This is a genomic window from Lysinibacillus irui (genome assembly GCF_028877475.1).
Classification (GTDB): domain Bacteria; phylum Bacillota; class Bacilli; order Bacillales_A; family Planococcaceae; genus Lysinibacillus; species Lysinibacillus irui.
Map to the genome: position 1 here is coordinate 231,340 of NZ_CP113528.1, position 19,867 is coordinate 251,206.

Genomic DNA, 19,867 nt, shown 5'->3' on the forward strand with positions numbered 1-19,867 from the left:
ATACTAATTAATATATTTGATTCTTTTGTATTGGATGTAGAGGAAAATATACAAAAAAACATAACAGAATTAACAAAATTCGGAAGTACCGAATAAGTGCACTTATGTGCATTTATTTTGGTGCTTCTTTTTTTTATCTTCAACCTTTGAATAATGTCCAATAAAGAGAAAAAGAGAGGGAGCTGAATATTTTTGTCAAAAGAAAAAGGAAGTAAGAAGAAAGTGAAAACGAGTAAAAAGGAAAAACTATTTATTTCAGCTGTAGCAGCAGGAGCTTTAGTAGCAGGAGTCTCAACAGCGGAAGACGTACAGGAAGCGAAAGCGGCTACTCCTAACCCTGTATCTGATTTCACATACACAGTAAATAACGGAGAGGTAACGATCACTGGATACGTTGGAGCAAGTAAAAGTGTCGTATTCCCATCAACTATCAATGGTATGCCTGTAGTTAAGCTTGGAGAAGATGTGGGTGATTTAGAAAACGGCTCATTTCAACGCAAAGGTATAACAAGTATTGTCATTCCAAACACAGTAAAAGAAATTGGAATCAGAGCATTCAGAGGAAACGAAATATCAAACCTAACTATACCCAGTAGCGTAGAGAAGATTGGAAAAATGGCTTTCTACGAGACGGGTTTAAAAACAATAAATCTTACTGAAGGTCTAAAGATAATTGATGACTATGCATTTATGAATAACTACGAAAGTAAAACTCTAACATTACCTTCTACTTTAGAATCAGTAGGGGTATCCGCATTTTCTCAATGTGGGTTAGAAGGGACTCTAACTGTACCTAAAGGTGTAAAAAGCATGGGGACTGAAGCCTTTTCACGTGGCAATCTAACAAGTGTTACTTTCGAAGACGGTCTAACTTCTATTGGACGATGGGCTTTCATGGGTAACTTACTAACAAGCGTAAGCATCCCAAAAAGTGTAACAACTATTGAAGACCATGCCTTCTCGAATAACCGACTTGTAAACGTTGAGATTCCTGAAAACATCATATCTCTAGGAGATGGGGCGTTTGGAGCGAATAATGGGTTAAAAGAAGTTGTTTACAGAGGCAAGAGCACTACTGCGACATTTGGAGACTGGAAAGGGATATATGGTCTTAACACTTCTGTCATCTTCAAGGGGTATAACGGAACAACTTTTGAAACAGCAGTAAAAAGTCAAGGATTTATATTCGAGTCACTAGTTAACTGGATTCCTGCAGAAATAGAAGGTGTTAGTTGGTCAGTAAACACTAATAAAACTTCAGCAGTAATACTACCTAGTATTAATGGTGACGTAGCTAAAGTTATGTTTGCAAAGGGCGAAAATCTGACAGCCGACTTCTTTACTAATATAGCGAATAAAAACAAAGTTGTTGATATCACAGCGAATTTGAACTACGAGTTTACTGTATCAGAGGGTACACCTTATACCCTTTACGTTGAGGACAACTTAGGGAACAAGCTAGTACAGACTTTTGACCCTTCATTTGCCTATGCACTTGATTCAGTAAGTGGAAACATGATACTTGAGGGATATTGGGGAACTAAAAAAGATGTGGTTATTCCTTCAACAATTGATGGGAAACCTGTAGTACAGATTGGTATTGACACAACTAATTCTACTAAGGGTGCTTTTGCTGATTCTAACATCATAAGTGTAGAAATACCAAATAGTGTGAAAAAGATTGGAGGCTATGCTTTCCATAATAACAGCCTAACAAGCATAAACATTCCAAGCAGTGTGACTCACATAGGAAATTCTGCATTTTCTTGGAATCCCTTAACACACATAGAAATTCCTAACGGTGTTGAAAGTATAGGGGACTTTGCATTTGAGGCTACTGGAAGAGATACTGGTTTAAATGGAGTTAGCTATGTATTTATTCCTAGAAGTGTTAAACACATTGGTATGTATGCTTTTTCAGGACAGACAGGTTTTTCAGGTGAAAAAGTATTCTTTGTTTATGATAACGATGGTACAGAGCAACTTGGTAACGAAGCATTCGCTGTTGGGGGTACTTACCTAGGAAACGATGGTAATTTTAAAAAACATTTAGAGGGTTATGATTTCCCTAGAGGTTACAAGTACAATCCTGATTTAAAAATAATTCTAGATAAAAAGAACCTAACAGTGGAACGTGAAAATGCACCTTCAGAAATAGCACCTGAATTTACTGTGAAATACAGTGTAACTACAAGCCCAACTAAGCCTAGTAGTTACGATAACACACTGAATGGTAGTAGTCATACTTTAGATTACAACCCTTCTGATGAAGGAAAATACCTACACCTTAAAGTTGAGGAAAAATACACTTCATCAGTATTCTCTTATATACCTGACAGTGCTTATACAAAGGTTACAGAAAAAACACTTCCACTTGTTGCGCCTGGGTTAAAGGTAAAATATGAAGTAAATGAGGAAAAGACATCAGCATTAATCAAACCTTTGATTGCGGATAGCCTAGAAGGTTTAAAGTACAAAGTAAAATATGCAAAGGGTAAAAATTTAACAACGGACTTCTTTACTAACCCTTCAAATGCTAGTTCAATAACAGATGTTTCTTCAAAAGCAAACTATGAATTCAACGTATCAGAGGGTACAGCCTATACTCTTTATGTAGAGGATGAGTATGGTAATAAAACAGTACAAACATTTGATCCTTCATTCGTTTACACAACAATGGACAACAATATCAGCATTCAGGGGTATTGGGGTTCTGAAGTAGACGTTGTAATTCCTCATACTATCGAGGGGTTACAGGTAACACGAATTGCACCAAATGCATTCCAACCTGTGAGTGAGAGTACACAATTGGCACAAGGTCAATCAACTGTAAAGCTAAACAGTGTTGTAATTCCTGAAACAGTAACGCATATTGGTAACAGTGCGTTTTATAAGAACAACTTGCAGTCTATTACTCTACCACAAAACCTTACTTCGTTAGAAGGGTACGCATTCACTGGCAACAAACTATCGAATGTAGTATTACCTGTGGGTATCACTTCTATCGCAGATGGGGTATTCCTAGGAAACAGATTAACTTCTATTGATATCCAAGGAGTCATCACTCAAATCGGAGCAGATGCTTTAAATGGTAATAAGTTGACTTCTTTTGTTGTACCTGACACAGTTACAAAAATTGGAGCAAGAGCGCTTCAGTCTAATCTTTTATCAACGGTTGCATTGAATGACGGCTTAATATCTATTGGTTCAGATGCATTTTCTTTAAACAGCATCACAAACTTAGTTATCCCATCAACTGTAACTAAGATTGATACTAGAGCGTTTAACGTAAACCCTCTAACATATGTAGAGTTCAAAGGGGCTGACGTATCAACAACAATTAGCGAAGAAGCATTTAACACTCCTTCGGCCAAGTATTACGGGTTACAAGGCACTATATTTGAATCGTATATTACAGATAAAGGGTACAGCTACAACAACTTCTACACACTAGCAGGTTACTCAGACCAAGTGAAAAAGACTCACTCTTTAACAATTACACCTACAGCGGGTAACCCTAGCGATGGTATTTACTACGCTTTCAGTAAAGAAGCAAATGCAAAGGACGTACAAAGTGCTGACTGGGTTGCAGTTCCAAGTGAGGGAGCAACAGCGTTATTAGACGAATCTTTCGAAGATGGAACGTACTATCTTCATACAAAAGTAGTATGGGGTACTGACACACTTTATACAACAAGTAACCCACTTGAATTGGATAACGTACCACCTGTAGAACCAACTCTTTCTGTAACAGTTGATGAGTCTAACAATAAAGCAATAGCGGTATCAGTAGACTTCCCAACGGATGCGAATAAGAAGGAATATCGTATTGACGGTGGCGCTTGGACTGAGTACACCGCTCCAATTACTCTAACTGAAAATAGTACAATCGAGGCACGTGCAATTGACACAGCGGGTAACGAAACTATCTCAAGTCCGTTAGAAGTAGACGTACAAGCAATCAAGTTGAAGTGGTTATTAGATAACTACACAACTGCTACTACAGACGATTTTGCTTGGGCAGGGGTAACAGGCGTATCATCTGAAAACATTGACCGATTAAGGTCTATCGTAACGGATTACATCTCTACATTTAATGGTGGAGAGGTAACAGTTCCAACAGTTGCTGACTATGAAACTTGGTTAACATATATCAGTGCTTTAACAAGTATCCAAACTAGTATTGAAAATGCTAAGAGTATCGCTATTCCATCTGAATTAACTAAAGCAATTCAAGATATAAACGATGCAATCAACGCATTACCTGACTGGGTAACAGGAAAAACATCCTTTAACGAAGGGGTATCATTACTTGAGCGTTATGCGACAGCACTAGAGGCTGTTATCGATGTAGAAATTTCATTAAAACAAGCGGATAAAGATTCAGCTCAGTCGCTTGTAGATGTAATCGGTGACGCCCATATAGAGAAACAATTATCTGGCAGATTAGAAATAGTTCAAGAATTCATTGATGCAACAACTTTTGTTGAAAATGCAGAGTCATCACGCAATGAAGAAGATATCCTAAAAGCGCAAACAAAAGTAGCAGCTTTACCTGACCATACAGTTAAGACTCAATTACAAAAACGTTTAGATGCTCTTATCCACCTAATCGGGGTGGAACAGGCAGTATCCAAGTCTGAAGAAACATTAGTACAAGAAGATAAGGACAAAGCACAAAATCTTGTAGATACACTTCCTAACGGTGATAAGAAGGATTCATTACAATCTCGACTTGATTTAGTTCAGGATATCATCAATGCATCAAACGCAGTGAATCAAGCAGAATTAACATCGTCTGATGAGGATATTGCTACAGCCCAAGATGCTATTGATTTATTACCTGCAGGTGAAAAGAAATCGGAGTTACAAAACCGTTTAGACGCGGTGAAAAACCTTGGTGATGCTTCAAAAGCTGTAGTAACTGCAGAAACGAATTTAACACAGGTTGATCACGATAAAGCCAAACAATTAGTTGAAGCTTTACCTAACGGGGCGGTTAAGGATAACCTAATTTCTCGACTAGACGACGTACAAAACATCATCTATGCGACTAAGGCTGTAGAGGATGTGGAAAGTTCTCTTGATAAAACGGGAATAGAAGATGCTCAACCGTTAGTAGATGCTATCGTAAACGAGAATAAGAAAGATGAACTGCAAAAACGTTTAGATGAAGTATCGAAAACAATTTCTGCTAAGGATGGGGTGGCTACTGCAGAAGTCTCTTATTCTATATCTGACAAAGAGGCAGCGCAACAGTTGGTAGATGTTTTATCACCTGATAACCCACATAAGAAGGATTTACTTGACCGACTAGAGCAAGTACAAGCAGTAATTGATGCAACAGTGGCCGTAGACAATGCTAAAGATTTTCCTACAGTGGAACACATTCAAACAGCACAAGAAGCAATCAATAAAATCAATGATTCTAACCCTAAGAAAGATGAGTTGCAATCGATCTTAGATACGGTAACAAACTTAAAGGCTGTCGAGGACGCAGTATCAAAATCTGAAACTTCACTAGAACAGGAAGATGTAAATACTGCAAGGGGCCTTGTAGATGCTTTAGATGAGTCGGATGTTAAGGAAGTATTTATTGAACGACTTGATGAGGTACAGCGTTTAATCGATGCTGAAAAAGCAGTATCTAACTTAGAACAATCTCTATCAAAAGACAACTATGATGGAGTAAAAGCTCAAGTAGATGCTCTAAAAGATCATCCAAAGAAAGTTGAACTTTTAGACCGTTTAGAAGCTATTAAGGATAAAATAGACAAATTGACTGCCGAAGAGGAAGCGGAAAATGCAGTAGATAACGCTGGAATTAGTCTTGACAGAAATGATTATGACAAAGCTAAGGATCTAGTAAACAACCTTGAGGATGGTTCTAAGAAAGAAGAGCTCCAAGATCGGTTAGATGAAATAGGTAAAATCCTAGATAAAATCGACGAGATTGAAGAAGACCTGAAAAATGCCGAAAACACTAATTCTACTGATTTAGACGACATTCAGAATAAAATAAAGGAACTTCCTGAAAGTGACAAGAAGGACGAACTTCAAAACAAGCTAGATGAAATTAAGGAAAATAACGGTGCTGAGAAAGCGGTAGAAACGGTTGAAGAAACTCTTGATAGAGACGACTACAATGCTGCTAAGGATTTAGTGGACAAACTAGATGATGGACCGAAGAAAGATGAACTCCAAGGCCGTCTAGATGATGTTCTAGAAAAGATTGAAGCACTTGAGTCAGTTGGAAAAGCTGAGGAGTCTAAGTTGCAACCTGACGTAGACAATGCAAAGGATATTGTAAACCAACTACCTGATAGTGAATTCAAAAATGAGTTGCTGGAGCGTTTAGAGGAATTACAAAAAGAGCTGGACAAACAAACTTCCGAAACTGATGCTGAAAAGGCTGTTGAAAAAGTAGAGGATTCTTTAAAAAGAGCAGACTATGATCAGGCAAAAGACTTAGTTGATAGACTTGTAGATGAGGTAAAAAAAGGTGAGCTCCAAGAGCGATTAGAAAGTGTCCTAGAGAAAATCGATGCTATTGAAGCCGTAGATAACTCTGAAAAAACATTAACGCAGCAGGATAAAAATGATGCTCAATCTAAGGTAGATAAACTTCCTGAAGGTGAATTGAAGGACGAACTTCAAAACCGTTTGGATGAAGTACAGAAGATCATCGACAATCTCTCTGCTGAAGAACAGGCTGAAAAAGCTGTGGAGAAAACGGAGTCCACTCTAGACAAAGGCGAGTTTATTATTGCTCAAGATTTAGTAAATGCCTTAGAGGACGGTAGTAAGAAAAATGAGCTGCAGGATCGTCTAGACAAAGTTAAAGAGTTCATCGGCTTAATTGATGAGATTGAAAAAACCTTAAAAGAAGCTGAAGATACTTTAAATACAGATCACCTGGGGAGCGTTCAAGACCAGATTACCTCTTTACCTGATAGTGTAATCAAGGGTTCTTTGCAAGATCGTTTAGATGATTTACTAGCTTACAGAGAAGCCGAAAAGTCTGTATCAAAAGCTGAAGAATTAGCAGTACAGTCCTACAAAGATAAAGCACAAGAATTAGTCGACCAATTAAAACCTTGGAAGGGTAAAGATCACTTACAAGAGCGTTTAGATAAGCTCCAAGATGTGATTGACCAAAAAGAGGGTGACTTAATTGACAAAATTTTAAATGACCCTGACCATGTTACATCGCAAGAATTAGCCGACTACACAGACAATGATGTAGTAGATGAAAAGCTGAAAGACTATATTGAAAACATCCTTGAAGAAGCCGAAAACGGTAACATTACAAAGGATGATGTTGTACAAATTGTACGTTTAATCACGTTCTTAGAGAGATCAAAGCGATCTATGGCCGAGGGAGACATCACAAAATACGAAGCGGAGTACTTAAGTGCAACAGTCTCTGTAAAATCTAAGTTCCCTAATGCCTCTGTATTAAGAGCCATCCCAGGATACTTAAACGACATTTTAGATTTACCAAGTCTGGCAAAAGAAATCGCAGAACTTTTAAACAGACCTTTAAATGATGTATTAGCTGAACTAGAATCACTGTTAGGTTCAGATGAAGTTATAACGTTATCTTATTCCGTCCAGTATGTAACAGAAGATGGAGAGGTTATCTTAGAGCAACCGAAAGAAGCACCAACTGGTACAGTAACTGTCAAAGCCCAAGCTATTGAGGGGTACGAGTTAGTTTCTGAAGGTACACAAACATTTGAATTAACGGAAGATACAAAAGGCACAGTTATTACTTTTATAGTAAAACCTGTGAAAGAGGTAACAGAGATAACGCAAGGAAGTTACACAATCGAATATGTAACACTTGAAAATGAAGTTGTCCATACAGAGACAATCGAAGAGGTTGACTTTGGTAAAATCGATGTTGTAGCTCAAGCTCCTGAAGGTTATGAATTACTCGAAACGGAAGAACCTTCACAAACAATAGAACTATCAAAAGATATTCCTTTTGAATTACTACGTTTTGTAGTAAAACAAAAAGAAGCAGATATAGAAACACCACCGACTGTTGAGGGTGAAGAAAGTTTAGAACAACCAGAAGCAGAAGAAACAACTACTGACGAACCAATTGTAGAACCTAGTGAAGTAGAAGAGACACCTTCAACTGAAGAAGAATTACCTTCTGCAGAACAACCTTCGGTGCCTACACCTGAAGAAACAACTGAAGAACCTTCTGTTGAAACAGTTACGGCACCTACAATAGGGGAAGAGACGGCACTTGTACGTTCCTTCTTGGTTGCTTCTTTAGATAATGCGTATTTTACATCGACTGCTCAAAATACAGGTGTAGATCACAGTCAATATTTATATGATGTATCTCAATCAACGGTATTAGTTAAGGCATTCTTAGCAAATCCAACCGATGAGACAAGGTTAGAAGCTAAAAATTTCATCTTAGGGAACTTATATGCAGGTGAGTTTAAAACAACATTGCTGAAATTGTTAGCATTACCAGGTGAGGAGATTCCTACTGATGGTGAGGATATTACGATTATTCATCCTTCTAAACCGCCAGTAAACCCAGAACCACCAACACCAATTGATCCTAACCCACCAGTTGAACCGCCTGTCATTGAACCACCAGTCGTTGAACCGCCTGTAGTTATTCCTAAACCGGAACCTCCTACTGTTTTACCAGAAATACCAGGAGGTACTACAGTAGCAGAAACTATTGATTTCAAAGATGGAAAGTGGACAATTAAAAATCCTGCAACGGATGTAATAGAACTAAAACACAAAGATATTAAAATCAAAGTTCCGCTAGAAACCAATGCAAAACTTTGGGAAGTTGAATGGATCTTGAAATCTAATCAACATTATCAACTTCGCATTTGGGCTGATGGTAAGGAAATCACTGTATTTAAGAAGCCAATTGAAATCACAAAAACATCGAAAAAAGCGTATGTCTTCCGATTCGAAAATGGACAATATACAGCTATTCCATTTACTTTTGCAGTACCAAACCAAATTCAATTTAAGGTGACTAAAACAGGGGAATTCCAATTCTCTACAAAACGTATTACATTTAAGGACATTGATGGGGTCTTTAGTCAACGTGCAATTGAGGAGTTAGCAAGCAGACATATTGTTAAGGGTACATCTCCTGACTACTACAGCCCTTACGAGTCACTAACTAGAGCACAATTCAGTGCAATGTTAGTAAGAAGTTTAGGAATTGATACATCTGATGTTGTAAACGGAGTCTTTAAAGATGTAAAGGCGAAAGATTGGTTTGCTAAAGATGTACAAGCCTTATACGAAACGGGCATTATCAGAGGTGTAACTGCTACGAAGTTTAATCCTAATAGCCCGCTAACACGTCAACAAGCAGCACTTATGCTAGACCGAGCTCTGGACTATTTAAAGGTTGAGAAAAGTGATTCCACAACGCTTGATTTTAAAGATGCAAATAAAATTTCAGAAGAGGCAAAACCAGCTGTTGCTACGATGCAAACACTTGGGATTTTTAGTGGTAAAGAAGGTAATAAATTTGACCCACATGCTAATTTAACACGTGCGGAAATGGCCAAAGTTCTACAAATTACCTTAGAACTTGCAGGATTATTTTAAGCAATCCTTAAATAGTAGAACAATTCTTCCTTTAGAAAAAAGGAAGTACCTCGAATAATCGGTGTACTTCCTTACTAAGGGGGATGTATTAAATATACTTATACAAATAAGTTATGTCCAAAAATGAGGTATCAAGAATCTGTTTAGGAGATGAATGTAAATGGTCAAAAAATTTATGGTGTTAATTACTGTTGTTGGAAGTCTTTTTATTTTGCTCCGCAAAGGAAAATTTGAAAATATAAGTAATTCAAGTAGTTGTAATAGTACGACGTTTAAGAAGGGACAGACAATCGGATCAACTAAATCTATACCTATAACTGGAAAATGTGTAGGGAGTGTAGGACCTATTACAACTATAGGAAGAGTAGGATCTACTTCAAACATAAATCGATAGCTTTTTGGAGTATAGTACAAGGTAGTTTGATTTTTTCTGTTTATTAAAGTAAAGTGTAAATACTGATGAAAACCGAAGGAAGCACCGATTCACTGTCTTTTAGACATGGATTGGTGCTTTTTTATTAATTGAAGTTCTATAAAAAAGAATAACCGTTTAAAATTAATATGATTTTTTGTTCAACAATCGGGCCATAAAATTGAATAACATCTTGAAATAATTTGGAATATTTATGTTAGAATGTTAAGTAATATATTTAAACTATATTTTTACCCAATAAAACCCCTTTTCTAAATGAAATTAATCATAAACCCCAAGTTATTTTTTTTCATAAAAACTACATCTGTTTAGGGCTAGGAGGATATAAATTGTTTGAGAAATTCAGAAAGAAAAAAGAAGAAGATGAGCTACCAGAAGTAATAGAAGTAGTAGATGAAATAAAGCTTAGTGATGAAGAAATTGAAGACTTAAAAAGCAAAGCTAAAGCTATGGATGAAGAAAAAATTCAAAACTTTAGTAAGCATTATTCAGAAGATGGACTTTGGAAGAAGATAAAGAAATACTCTAAAAAAGTCGGTTCATCTGCAGTATATGCCATACTACTTCTTTATTTTGTCTTACAAAAGGAAGAGGTACCTATAAAAAATAAAGCGATTATATATGGTGCATTAGGCTACTTTATTTTACCTATCGACTTGATTCCAGATGTAGCACTGGGAGTAGGGTATACTGATGATATAGGAGTACTTCTTGCAGCTTTATGGCAAGTATCAATATATATTGATACTGATGTTAAAAATCAAGCCAAAGAAAAACTCAAAGATTGGTTTGGCGATGATATAGATACCTCAGATATAGATGATAAATTAGTTTAGACAATATAGTAGGAACGTCAATCCAAAAGGATTCCACAAACGGGCGCGATTCTGTAATAAGAATCAGCGCTCAATCTCATTATAGGGCCCTATTATTGAATACATTCTTTTAGGTTATTAAGCGAATATAAGGAATAAAAAATAAAATTAATGCATTGGTTCATTAAAAGAATATGATTTATAAATTTAATCAAACTAAGTGTAGAATTTAATTTCGTACAATAATTCAATTTTGATGAACATTTTGTGCGTTTTATGTTATAATAGTACTGAGGTGAAGGATATGGATTACAAACATACAGCAATGACCATTAATCAATGGATGCAAGAAAACAACGTATCTAAGACAAAAATGGCTGAATTAGTTGGTGTTAGTGAAGGATTATTACGTGCAATTTTAAAAGGTGATCGCCGTATTACATCAGAACGATTAACAAAATTTGCAGAAGTAATGAATATTCCACGTGCTACACTTTTAGGTTTATCAGATAGTGAATTATTCGCTGGATATAGCGTCATTCCACGTGGTGGGACAGATCTTTCTGTAACTAACAAACATCAAATTCAACAGGTAGCAATGCTTTTAAATGCATACGAAACCTTCAAGTAAGTGGAGGTTATTTAATGGAACAATTATTACAAGAAGTTGAACGATTAGCTAAAGACTATTATTTAAAGTATATTTCTGAAGAAACATCATTAATTATTGCTGATATATTGGAAGATATTGTAATACAACAAGGGATAGAAGTAATCTACCTAAAATTACCTAAACTTGATGAAGAAAGTCGTTCGTTAAATGGCATGTTTTTAAAACATATCAATCCAAAGGTTCAACCTAAAATTGTTATTAATCAGCTAGATAATGCAAGAACTCAAAACTTCACTTTGGCTCATGAATGGTTCCATTATATTTTAGAATCCGAAGATTTAAAGAAATATGAGATTCGAATTGAATCAAATGAAGTATTAGAACGAGCCGGTGATTATTTTGCTGCAACCATTTTAATGAATAAGGATGCATTCAATCTTTATTTTGAAATTATTAAAAGTCAAGTAATTGAAAAGAAAATCTTTAAATTAGCAGATATTTTTAAAGTACCTTATTTGAGTGTTGTTCGACGCATTAAAGAATTAGGACTTTGGGATATTTCAGCTTATGAAGAAATGACTGAGGAACAATTAATGAATTTACGTGTAAGTGTAATGGATGATTCTATATTGGATATGCCACCTAAACGTAAGGAATTTGAGCAATTTCAAGAAAAATTAATTACTCGTGAGGCAGAAGGTACATTATCGAGCCAAGAAGTAGCGAAGATATTAGCCAATATAAATCCAGATTTAGCTGAAGAATATTACGAAAAATCAATAGAAAATCAGGATATTAACGCACTTTGGGATGAATTAGAGGATTAGATGGAGGGGATTTGATGAAGGAAGTAACACTACCAATCTCCTCTTCTTGTTTTGTTGATGCCAATATTATTTTCTATATAGATAAGCTTAAAGATAAAGCTGATTTTATCAATGTTTTGGAGAAAGTATATGAATCTGTTTATATCCATGAAGAAGTTTATAAGGAATTAAGCAGTTCTAGTCAAAAGTTTGTAGATAATAAATGTCAGGATCAAAAATGGATACTTCTAAATCCATTGCAGGAGTTTAAAACTACTTATTCAGACTATCAACTAATGCTTACTAAAATACAAGAAAAGCTTATTGAGGTGGACAAGCGTAGAGGAAAAGAAGGCAGTGTGGGTACAGGGGAAATTGCATCACTTGCAGCTGCATATATGTTGAATGCGGAGATTATTTGTAGTAATGATTACTCTTTAGAAGATGTAATTGTGGAAGTACCATTACATATTTTTATTAACGGAAACGAGGAAAGTGATCCAGTCTATATAAAGCATCATCGATTACTTGATTTTTGCGAGCTGGTTGTCTTTGGGAATATTTTGAAAAGAAGTGAAGTAAGAAAGTTTTATCAGATTGCACATATAGAGCTTAAACAGAAAAATTCCGAGGTTTTTAAGTTGTTTTTAACTGAGTTTGATGAAAGAATACCTGCTGAAGTAACTCTAAAGAATTTCTAATGCTTTTATTAAACTTGATAGTATAGTTTAAAATCGAATGGATATTAGGTCTATTCGATTTTTTATTATGTATTATACACTATGTAGATATCGTTCCTAATGATAAAGATTTAGATTGACTTGAAAAAAATTTCCTTTATAAAAGAATGTTATTCAATTATAGGGCGCGATTGTTGAGCAACATACTTTATGTATTGTTTATTAGAATGAAAATTGGTAGATGACGTTTAGAATGAGCGATTGACGCTAAATTTCATATATGATACATTAATTTCATATTTGATTTACGACTTTTATGATGCTCAGCCAAACGGTAGAGCAATTTTTAAACACTTTCTTAATGAGTGTTCTAACGATCCTTATAGGGACTCGTCTGAACTTTTATTTGAGAAAGTGTTTTTTGTCGTTCTCAAATATTTAACTAAAAGGATGGTTGCACTATCCAATCCTTGAACGTTCTACTAATAGCAACCGCTTCTTGATTTATCGATATTAATCATCAAGCAATTTTTAGAGGTTTCGTTCAAGAGAAAAATTAAAGGAGGAACTATATGTATTTTCTTACTGAAGTCTTGTCTTTAAAGTCCTGCTAGAGCAGGTTATAAGTAGTCGTTGATTACTTTCTCTTATTGACGCAAGAGACAACGGGGCACGGAAATGCTTTGTTGATGTAAAAGGAATAAGTGAGGAGTAAACTGACCACTTAGAGCCAGTTGAGAAATTTCGTCACTTTCAACACACGATTTATTCTTATCCTTTTTCGTTTGTGAAAACAATCGAAAAGGGTTAGGGCAATGACTGAAGAACTAACAGTAAAAGAAGTATTTTCATTACTTGTAGAGAATGAATTACAAACTAAGAAAGACGTAGTAACTTTAGCACCAACATATGATTCAAAGAAAATTAGTATTGTTTCTCTGTTCAGCGGATGCGGAGGTTTTGAACTAGGCTTTGAATGGGCAGGTATTGAAGCGGCTCTAGGAAGAAATATAGACATTCGGGAAAAAGAACAATTTACTTCTTTAAGAAGTAAAAGTTTATTTAAGACGGTATATGCTTTAGATTTTTTTAAAGAAGCCATAGAGACATATACAAACTACTTTCCAGAAACGACTATTCAAAATGCTAATATTCGTCATCTACAATCTTTTCCTGAAGCGGATATATACTCTTTTGGTTTTCCTTGTCCGGGGTTTAGTGCTGCTGGTCCTAGGAATTTAAAAGATGAGAGAAATTATCTGTATGTACATTGTTGTAGGGCATTAAAGGAGGCGCAGCCAAGCTTTTTTATAGCTGAAAATGTTCCTGGTATGCTTACTCTTCAAAAGGGAGAAGTTTTTGCCCAAATTGAAAAGGATTTTAAAGATTGTGGTTATCGAATATATACAAAGGTGGTTAATGCTCGAAATTTTGGAGTTGCTCAAGTTAGAGAGCGAGTCATAATTATTGGTGTCAGAATGGACATATCTTTTGAATATGTTTTTCCGTGCGATACACATGGTGAAAATGGATTACCTTATGTAACATTAAGAGACGCTATAGGAGACTTAGAATCTAATCCTGGAATGTTTTATGAAGGGACCTACTCAAGTCAGTACATGTCACGAAATAGGAAGAAGAAATGGAATGAGCAATCATTTACAATTCAAGCTTCTGCTAGGCAGGCTCCAATGCATCCGAGTGGACTCCCTATGAAACGAGAGAATGGTGCAAAGTGGATCTTTGAAGGTAAGTCTAATCGACGTTTATCGGTTAGAGAGGCAGCCCGTATTCAATCATTCCCAGACTGGTATGAGTTTTCTCAAGGAGAAAAGAATTGTTCTGTTAATACGCTATTGGAACGCCAATTTAAACAAATTGGGAATGCTGTACCTCCTCTTTTAGCGAGGGCAATCATTCGGCCAATAGCTGATTTTTATTTAACTAAACACTAGAGAAGAATTTTCTTTTCTGAAAATTGGGAAAATGGTTTAAATTTTCTGTCAGAGTGCATATTATACGTAAAGGGATATTTTTAGCCATTTATTTGTACAAAAATATCCACTGTAGTATGATAAGGAGGAATACACAATGGCAGAAGAAAAGAAGGTGAAAAAATTGTTAGAGCTATTGGAGAAAAAAACTAGTATTGATATAACGGAATTGAAAGAAGAACTTCCAAAAGGAAATAGAATTGCGATTTCTAATTTACGAAATACAAAGAAATGGCTACCTTTGATTGAACAATATTACACAGTTGAAGTTATTTCCGGAGAAGATACTGTAGCACAATTAAATCGACCGGAGATAATACCTTCATTAGTTGAAAAATACAACTCCTTACAAGAAAAGTATGAAGATTTATTACGTGAAAATGAAAAATTAAAAATGGATCATCTTTACGGCCAGCGTGTAAAAGAAATGGAACCAACGAGTGGAACTGAACTTGCAGCAAAGGCTACGGATGTATTAGATGAGCTCATAGAAGAAATGAGGGGCTCAGATATAGATGGTTAGTCGCGACGTGATGAAGGCAGCAATTAATCAAATTGCAGCAATTGAAGGATTAGAAATGGATCCTTCACATTTAGCTTTGGATGTATACGCCTTAGCACAAGTGTTTAGTGATGAAAAAGAATTCAAAGACGTAATAGTGTCTGTAGTTTTGGCTATAAAAGATGTTTTTAAAGATGGGAACATCGGTGAAGATTTAAAATATAGACTAAAAGGTTTTAAATCATACCATTTTTCGAGTCCTTACCCTGAAATAAAGGGTGATGAGGATATGAGAGTGGTATACCCAGCCTATAAAAACACAATTATTTTAGCGTTTGGACACAGATATATTCCAACTGATTTTTATCAACGCTTTAAATCACGAGTTTAATATTCGTCTTAAGAGATTGCCTATTTAATAGACAATCTCTTTTTATTTTAAAAAAGTTCAATAATAGGAGAGATAAAAATGTCAGAAAACACAGGACAATTACTCCTTTTCGATTTTGAAGAAACTGTTGAAGTTATCGATAATGGTATGTCACAGTTTAATCTTCTCGATAAATTCAGTGCCATTGATATTAAAGTGGACCAAAGAATTAGTGAAATTGAAGCAGAGTATTGTAAAAGGCAAGAAGTAATTTTTTATGAAACAAGAGATATTTTGAAGAGGAATCTTTCAGAATTAAACAATCTATATGAAAAATACGGAGAGAAAGATAGTTTTAGTGGACGTGAGGAAAGCTTTCTATCAACTTATGATGATTTGAAATATGTAAAAAACCGAATCGATTCGATATACAAGGGATTTATTAGTCGTATTACTCATTATTTTGCTAGAAGGCACAAGGTTTCACTTTCTTCTAACGAAATAGTTGGAAAATACGATGAAAATTCAATTTCCTATACAATCATATTAGATGAGATTTTTGAACAGTTGGGTGGTCTATCTTTTAAAGAAAAGGCCGTTGAAGAGATCAAGGCTGCCAGTAGAAGCATTATCTATAATAAAAGCAATTTACACATAGCAAAGAACAAACTCTCTATCATTGACTGTGTATACTGGGATTCTGGTTTTATAGATGATAGTAAATCGATCCGATATGATGACAGGCGTGTTAAACCTTTATTTTTAGCCCTGTCTCATTTTATGAATGGCTCTGTTGAAATGATCTACCGTTTGGGAGAAATATATCAACAGCTAAATAGAGGATCAAGGGACTATGATATTTTCTCAAAATATGAAATTGGCATATATAATGTCGAGTCTTTAAAAATGTTTAAGAATGGGAAAATTGAAATAGTCTTTAGAGAACATGAAAATGCTGAGGCATTTAAAAATGAATATTTATATTAATTGGTAAAACGAAGGAGTCTTTATACTTCTTCGTTTTTATTTTTGGAGGTTTATGTATGAAATATAAAAATAATATGCAAATAATTCCGCAAGAGCAAAGAAAATCAATAAATGATAAGATCTTATACTTAATCGATAACAATGAAACAAGCAAATTTAATATTACTCCTGAAGATATTTATAACGCTTATACCGGTGACGGTGGGCTTCATGACTTAGAATTTAATAATTATAGTTCTTATCATGCTTATTCTGAAGCTAAAAAAGAGATAGAAAATGGCCAATTTTTCACACCAGCTGAACTTGCGAAATTTTTAGTTGAGTGCATAAGACCGTCTGAATATGACCTTATAGTTGACTTAACTTCTGGCATGGGTAGCTTCTTTAATTTTTTGCCAAATGAGCTAAATGTATATGGTAATGAAATTGATTTAAAAGCATTCAAAGTTGCGCGTTTCCTTTATGAAAAGGCAACATTAACTAACCAGGATATTCGTTCATATAAGAGTGAAGTACTGTTTGATGTTGTATTAGGAAATCCACCATTTAATCTTAAATGGAAGGTTGGAGAGAACAAGTATTTATCTCAATTGTATTACTGCATGAAGTCTCATGAAGTATTAAAAGCTGGAGGGATTATGGGGCTAATAGTACCCATGAGTTTTCTTGCTGATGACTTTACAGATTCAGGCATGATAAATGAGATCAATAGTATGTTTGATTTTATTGGCCAAGTTAGTGTTTCAGAAGATGCTTTTTCGTCCTTAGGAGTTGCTAACTATCCGACGAAGATTATGTTATTCCAAAAGAAAAGCGATCATCTGCCAGCGCGTCCATATCAACATGATTTGTTTCTGCCTTATTCCGAAGCAAATGACATCTTTGAAAAGGTAATGAAACCCGTTAAAGAGCAGCTGAAAGAAGTTCGAGTGAAAATTGGATTGGAAAATCGTCAGAAAGTAAGTTCTGTTTACGAATTTAAGAAGAGCAAACTTCTCTTTGATATAAAAAGACATCCTAAGCTTCAAAAGCATTATGCAAATTGTGTAGCATATGCTGAACGATTGATCACACAAGAAAAGCCAAAAGGTATGGATGAAATAGAATGGCAGCAAAAGAAGGTGACGGAAAATAAGGTTTTAAGTTACCTACGTCAAACATTAAAGAAACAGCATAAAAGTGATGATACACGTCCAATAACACTAGTTAAAACTAAAGTGGGATTAAAATATAAGGCATACACTGCTAAGGATCGTAAACAACTGAAGGCTAGAAATCTTCCACCAGTTTTATTCGGTACATTGAAGTATCCATTCCCTGAACAAACCTACCGTAAATTGTTCGATAAAAAAAGAAAAAACCATGAACTACAGGAGACACCTTTTAGCAACGTAACGCCTCATAAAGAAATTGTCGAGTGGTTAGATGAGCTTGTTATTTATGACTATTCTAATGGCGAGAAAATACGCTTGAATGAGGTACAGAAAGGGGATACTGCCAAAATGCTTATGAAGCGGTATGGTTATCTTCAATGGGGTACGGGTGCCGGTAAGAGTATTTCTGCTGTAGCTCAAATGAAATATCGCTTAGAGCATAAGCAGGTGCATAACGTATTTATCGTTGCTCCAGCTATTGCAATTAATAACAACTGGGATGACATCTTAGGGAATTATGGATTCGATTATATCCGAATTCATAAGATGAGTGATATTCAAAAAATAGAGAGAGGCCAAATTGTAATCCTTACATTCGGTATGCTAACAAAATATGAAAAACAACTTAAGCGTTTTATGAAGCTGAAATCTCAAAAGGTCATGCTTCTATTAGACGAAGCGGATGCCATTAGTAATCCATCATCTAAGCGTGCAAAAGCTACATTAAATGTGTTTAGAAGGGTAAAAATTAAACAGCTCATGAGTGCTACAAGTACGAGAAATAGCATTCCTGAGAGTTTTACGGCCTTTGAATTGCTTTATAATAATTCTAGGCATATGCTGTCCCAAAGTCCTACGATTACAATAGAAGATCGTAAGACAGGAGATTTAAATGAGAAGGTGAATCCTTATAAAGGAATGGCTTTTCCACCCTACAAGAAGGGCCATATGCATTTCAAACGAACGTTTTCTCCAGAGCGGGCAACCGTTTTCGGGGTTGGCAAGCTAAATCAAGACATTTACAATGCATCTTTTTTGAATGACTTAATTAATAAGTCTATGATCACTCGTACTTTTGAAGAGGTATCAGGCAAGGACATATATAAACTCATTCAAAATACAGTGAAATTTAATACAATGGAGCAGGAATTATACAGAATTGTGGTTGAAGAGTTTTACAAATTAACATACTTATTCAACTCAACTGGGAATTCCAGAAAAGACTCTATGCTAAGAATTATTCAGCAATTAAATAGCTTATTAATGGCCTGTGTGAACCCTCAAGAGTTCAAGGAGTATAAATCTTCACAGTTACCTTCAAAAGCCGTGAGAACGCTGGAAATGATTAATCAATGGGATGATGAATATGTGGTGATTGGTTGTACACATATTAAGACGGTAGAACATTATCATTCATTCATAAAAAATGCTTTTCCTGACAGACCTATTTTTGTGATAACTGGAGATAAAGTATCTTTGAATCGACGGAAATCGATAATTAAAGAACTGAAAGAGTCCAAAAATGGAATTTTAATTTGTACACAGCAATCTTTATCAAGTAGTATGAACATTGATTTTGTAAACAACATTGTACTAATTGAGATGTTGTGGAATTACCCGTCGATGCACCAGTTCTTTGCAAGGTTTATTCGGTATACATCAAAGGAACAAAAGGAAGTTCATTTTGTGACTGTTGAGAATAGTATTGAGTCGAATATGCTGCAGTTAATTATTGCTAAGGAAAAACTAAATAATTTCATGAAAAATGAAACGATCGATGAGCAAGAAATCTTAGATAAATTCGGTATTGATTTTGATTTAATTAAAATGCTGCTTTCTAAAGAAAAGGATTCCGAAGGGAAATCTTATATAAAATGGGGGCAACAATTAGTTTGTTGATA

At 35.2% G+C, this 19,867-nt stretch carries 10 protein-coding genes; all 10 read left to right on the forward strand.

What is annotated here, in order from left to right; genetic code table 11:
* Positions 1 to 192 precede the first annotated feature (192 nt).
* The 10 genes from OU989_RS23580 (at position 193) to OU989_RS23625 (ending at position 19,865) form a co-directional block, all read left to right on the forward strand.
* Positions 193 to 9,612 (forward strand): leucine-rich repeat protein, encoded by a 9,420-nt coding sequence (locus OU989_RS23580; protein WP_274797498.1) that lies wholly within the window; start codon positions 193 to 195, stop codon positions 9,610 to 9,612.
* Between the two features lie 882 nt (positions 9,613 to 10,494).
* Positions 10,495 to 10,881 (forward strand): YkvA family protein, encoded by a 387-nt coding sequence (locus OU989_RS23585; RefSeq protein ID WP_221682693.1) that lies wholly within the window; start codon positions 10,495 to 10,497, stop codon positions 10,879 to 10,881.
* 283 nt (positions 10,882 to 11,164) lie between these two features.
* On the forward strand, positions 11,165 to 11,491 hold the full coding sequence (locus OU989_RS23590) for a helix-turn-helix domain-containing protein (protein WP_157804082.1): 327 nt from the start codon (positions 11,165 to 11,167) through the stop codon (positions 11,489 to 11,491).
* Between the two features lie 14 nt (positions 11,492 to 11,505).
* Positions 11,506 to 12,300, forward strand: coding sequence for an ImmA/IrrE family metallo-endopeptidase (locus tag OU989_RS23595; RefSeq protein WP_274797499.1), 795 nt, complete (start codon positions 11,506 to 11,508; stop codon positions 12,298 to 12,300).
* A 14-nt stretch (positions 12,301 to 12,314) separates the two neighbouring features.
* Entirely contained in the window at positions 12,315 to 12,980 is a 666-nt protein-coding gene (locus tag OU989_RS23600) for a hypothetical protein (RefSeq protein ID WP_274797500.1), read from the forward strand.
* A 794-nt stretch (positions 12,981 to 13,774) separates the two neighbouring features.
* Positions 13,775 to 14,914 carry a DNA cytosine methyltransferase gene (locus OU989_RS23605; RefSeq protein ID WP_274797501.1) on the forward strand — a complete coding sequence of 380 codons (1,140 nt, stop codon included), beginning with the start codon at positions 13,775 to 13,777 and terminating at the stop codon, positions 14,912 to 14,914.
* 136 nt (positions 14,915 to 15,050) lie between these two features.
* Positions 15,051 to 15,476 carry a hypothetical protein gene (locus tag OU989_RS23610; protein ID WP_274797502.1) on the forward strand — a complete coding sequence of 142 codons (426 nt, stop codon included), beginning with the start codon at positions 15,051 to 15,053 and terminating at the stop codon, positions 15,474 to 15,476.
* Between the two features lie 7 nt (positions 15,477 to 15,483).
* Positions 15,484 to 15,846 (forward strand): hypothetical protein, encoded by a 363-nt coding sequence (locus OU989_RS23615; RefSeq protein WP_274797503.1) that lies wholly within the window; start codon positions 15,484 to 15,486, stop codon positions 15,844 to 15,846.
* A gap of 78 nt (positions 15,847 to 15,924) precedes the next feature.
* Positions 15,925 to 16,812 carry a hypothetical protein gene (locus tag OU989_RS23620; protein WP_274797504.1) on the forward strand — a complete coding sequence of 296 codons (888 nt, stop codon included), beginning with the start codon at positions 15,925 to 15,927 and terminating at the stop codon, positions 16,810 to 16,812.
* A gap of 56 nt (positions 16,813 to 16,868) precedes the next feature.
* Positions 16,869 to 19,865 (forward strand): N-6 DNA methylase, encoded by a 2,997-nt coding sequence (locus OU989_RS23625; RefSeq protein WP_274797505.1) that lies wholly within the window; start codon positions 16,869 to 16,871, stop codon positions 19,863 to 19,865.
* The last annotated feature ends 2 nt before the right edge of the window (positions 19,866 to 19,867 follow it).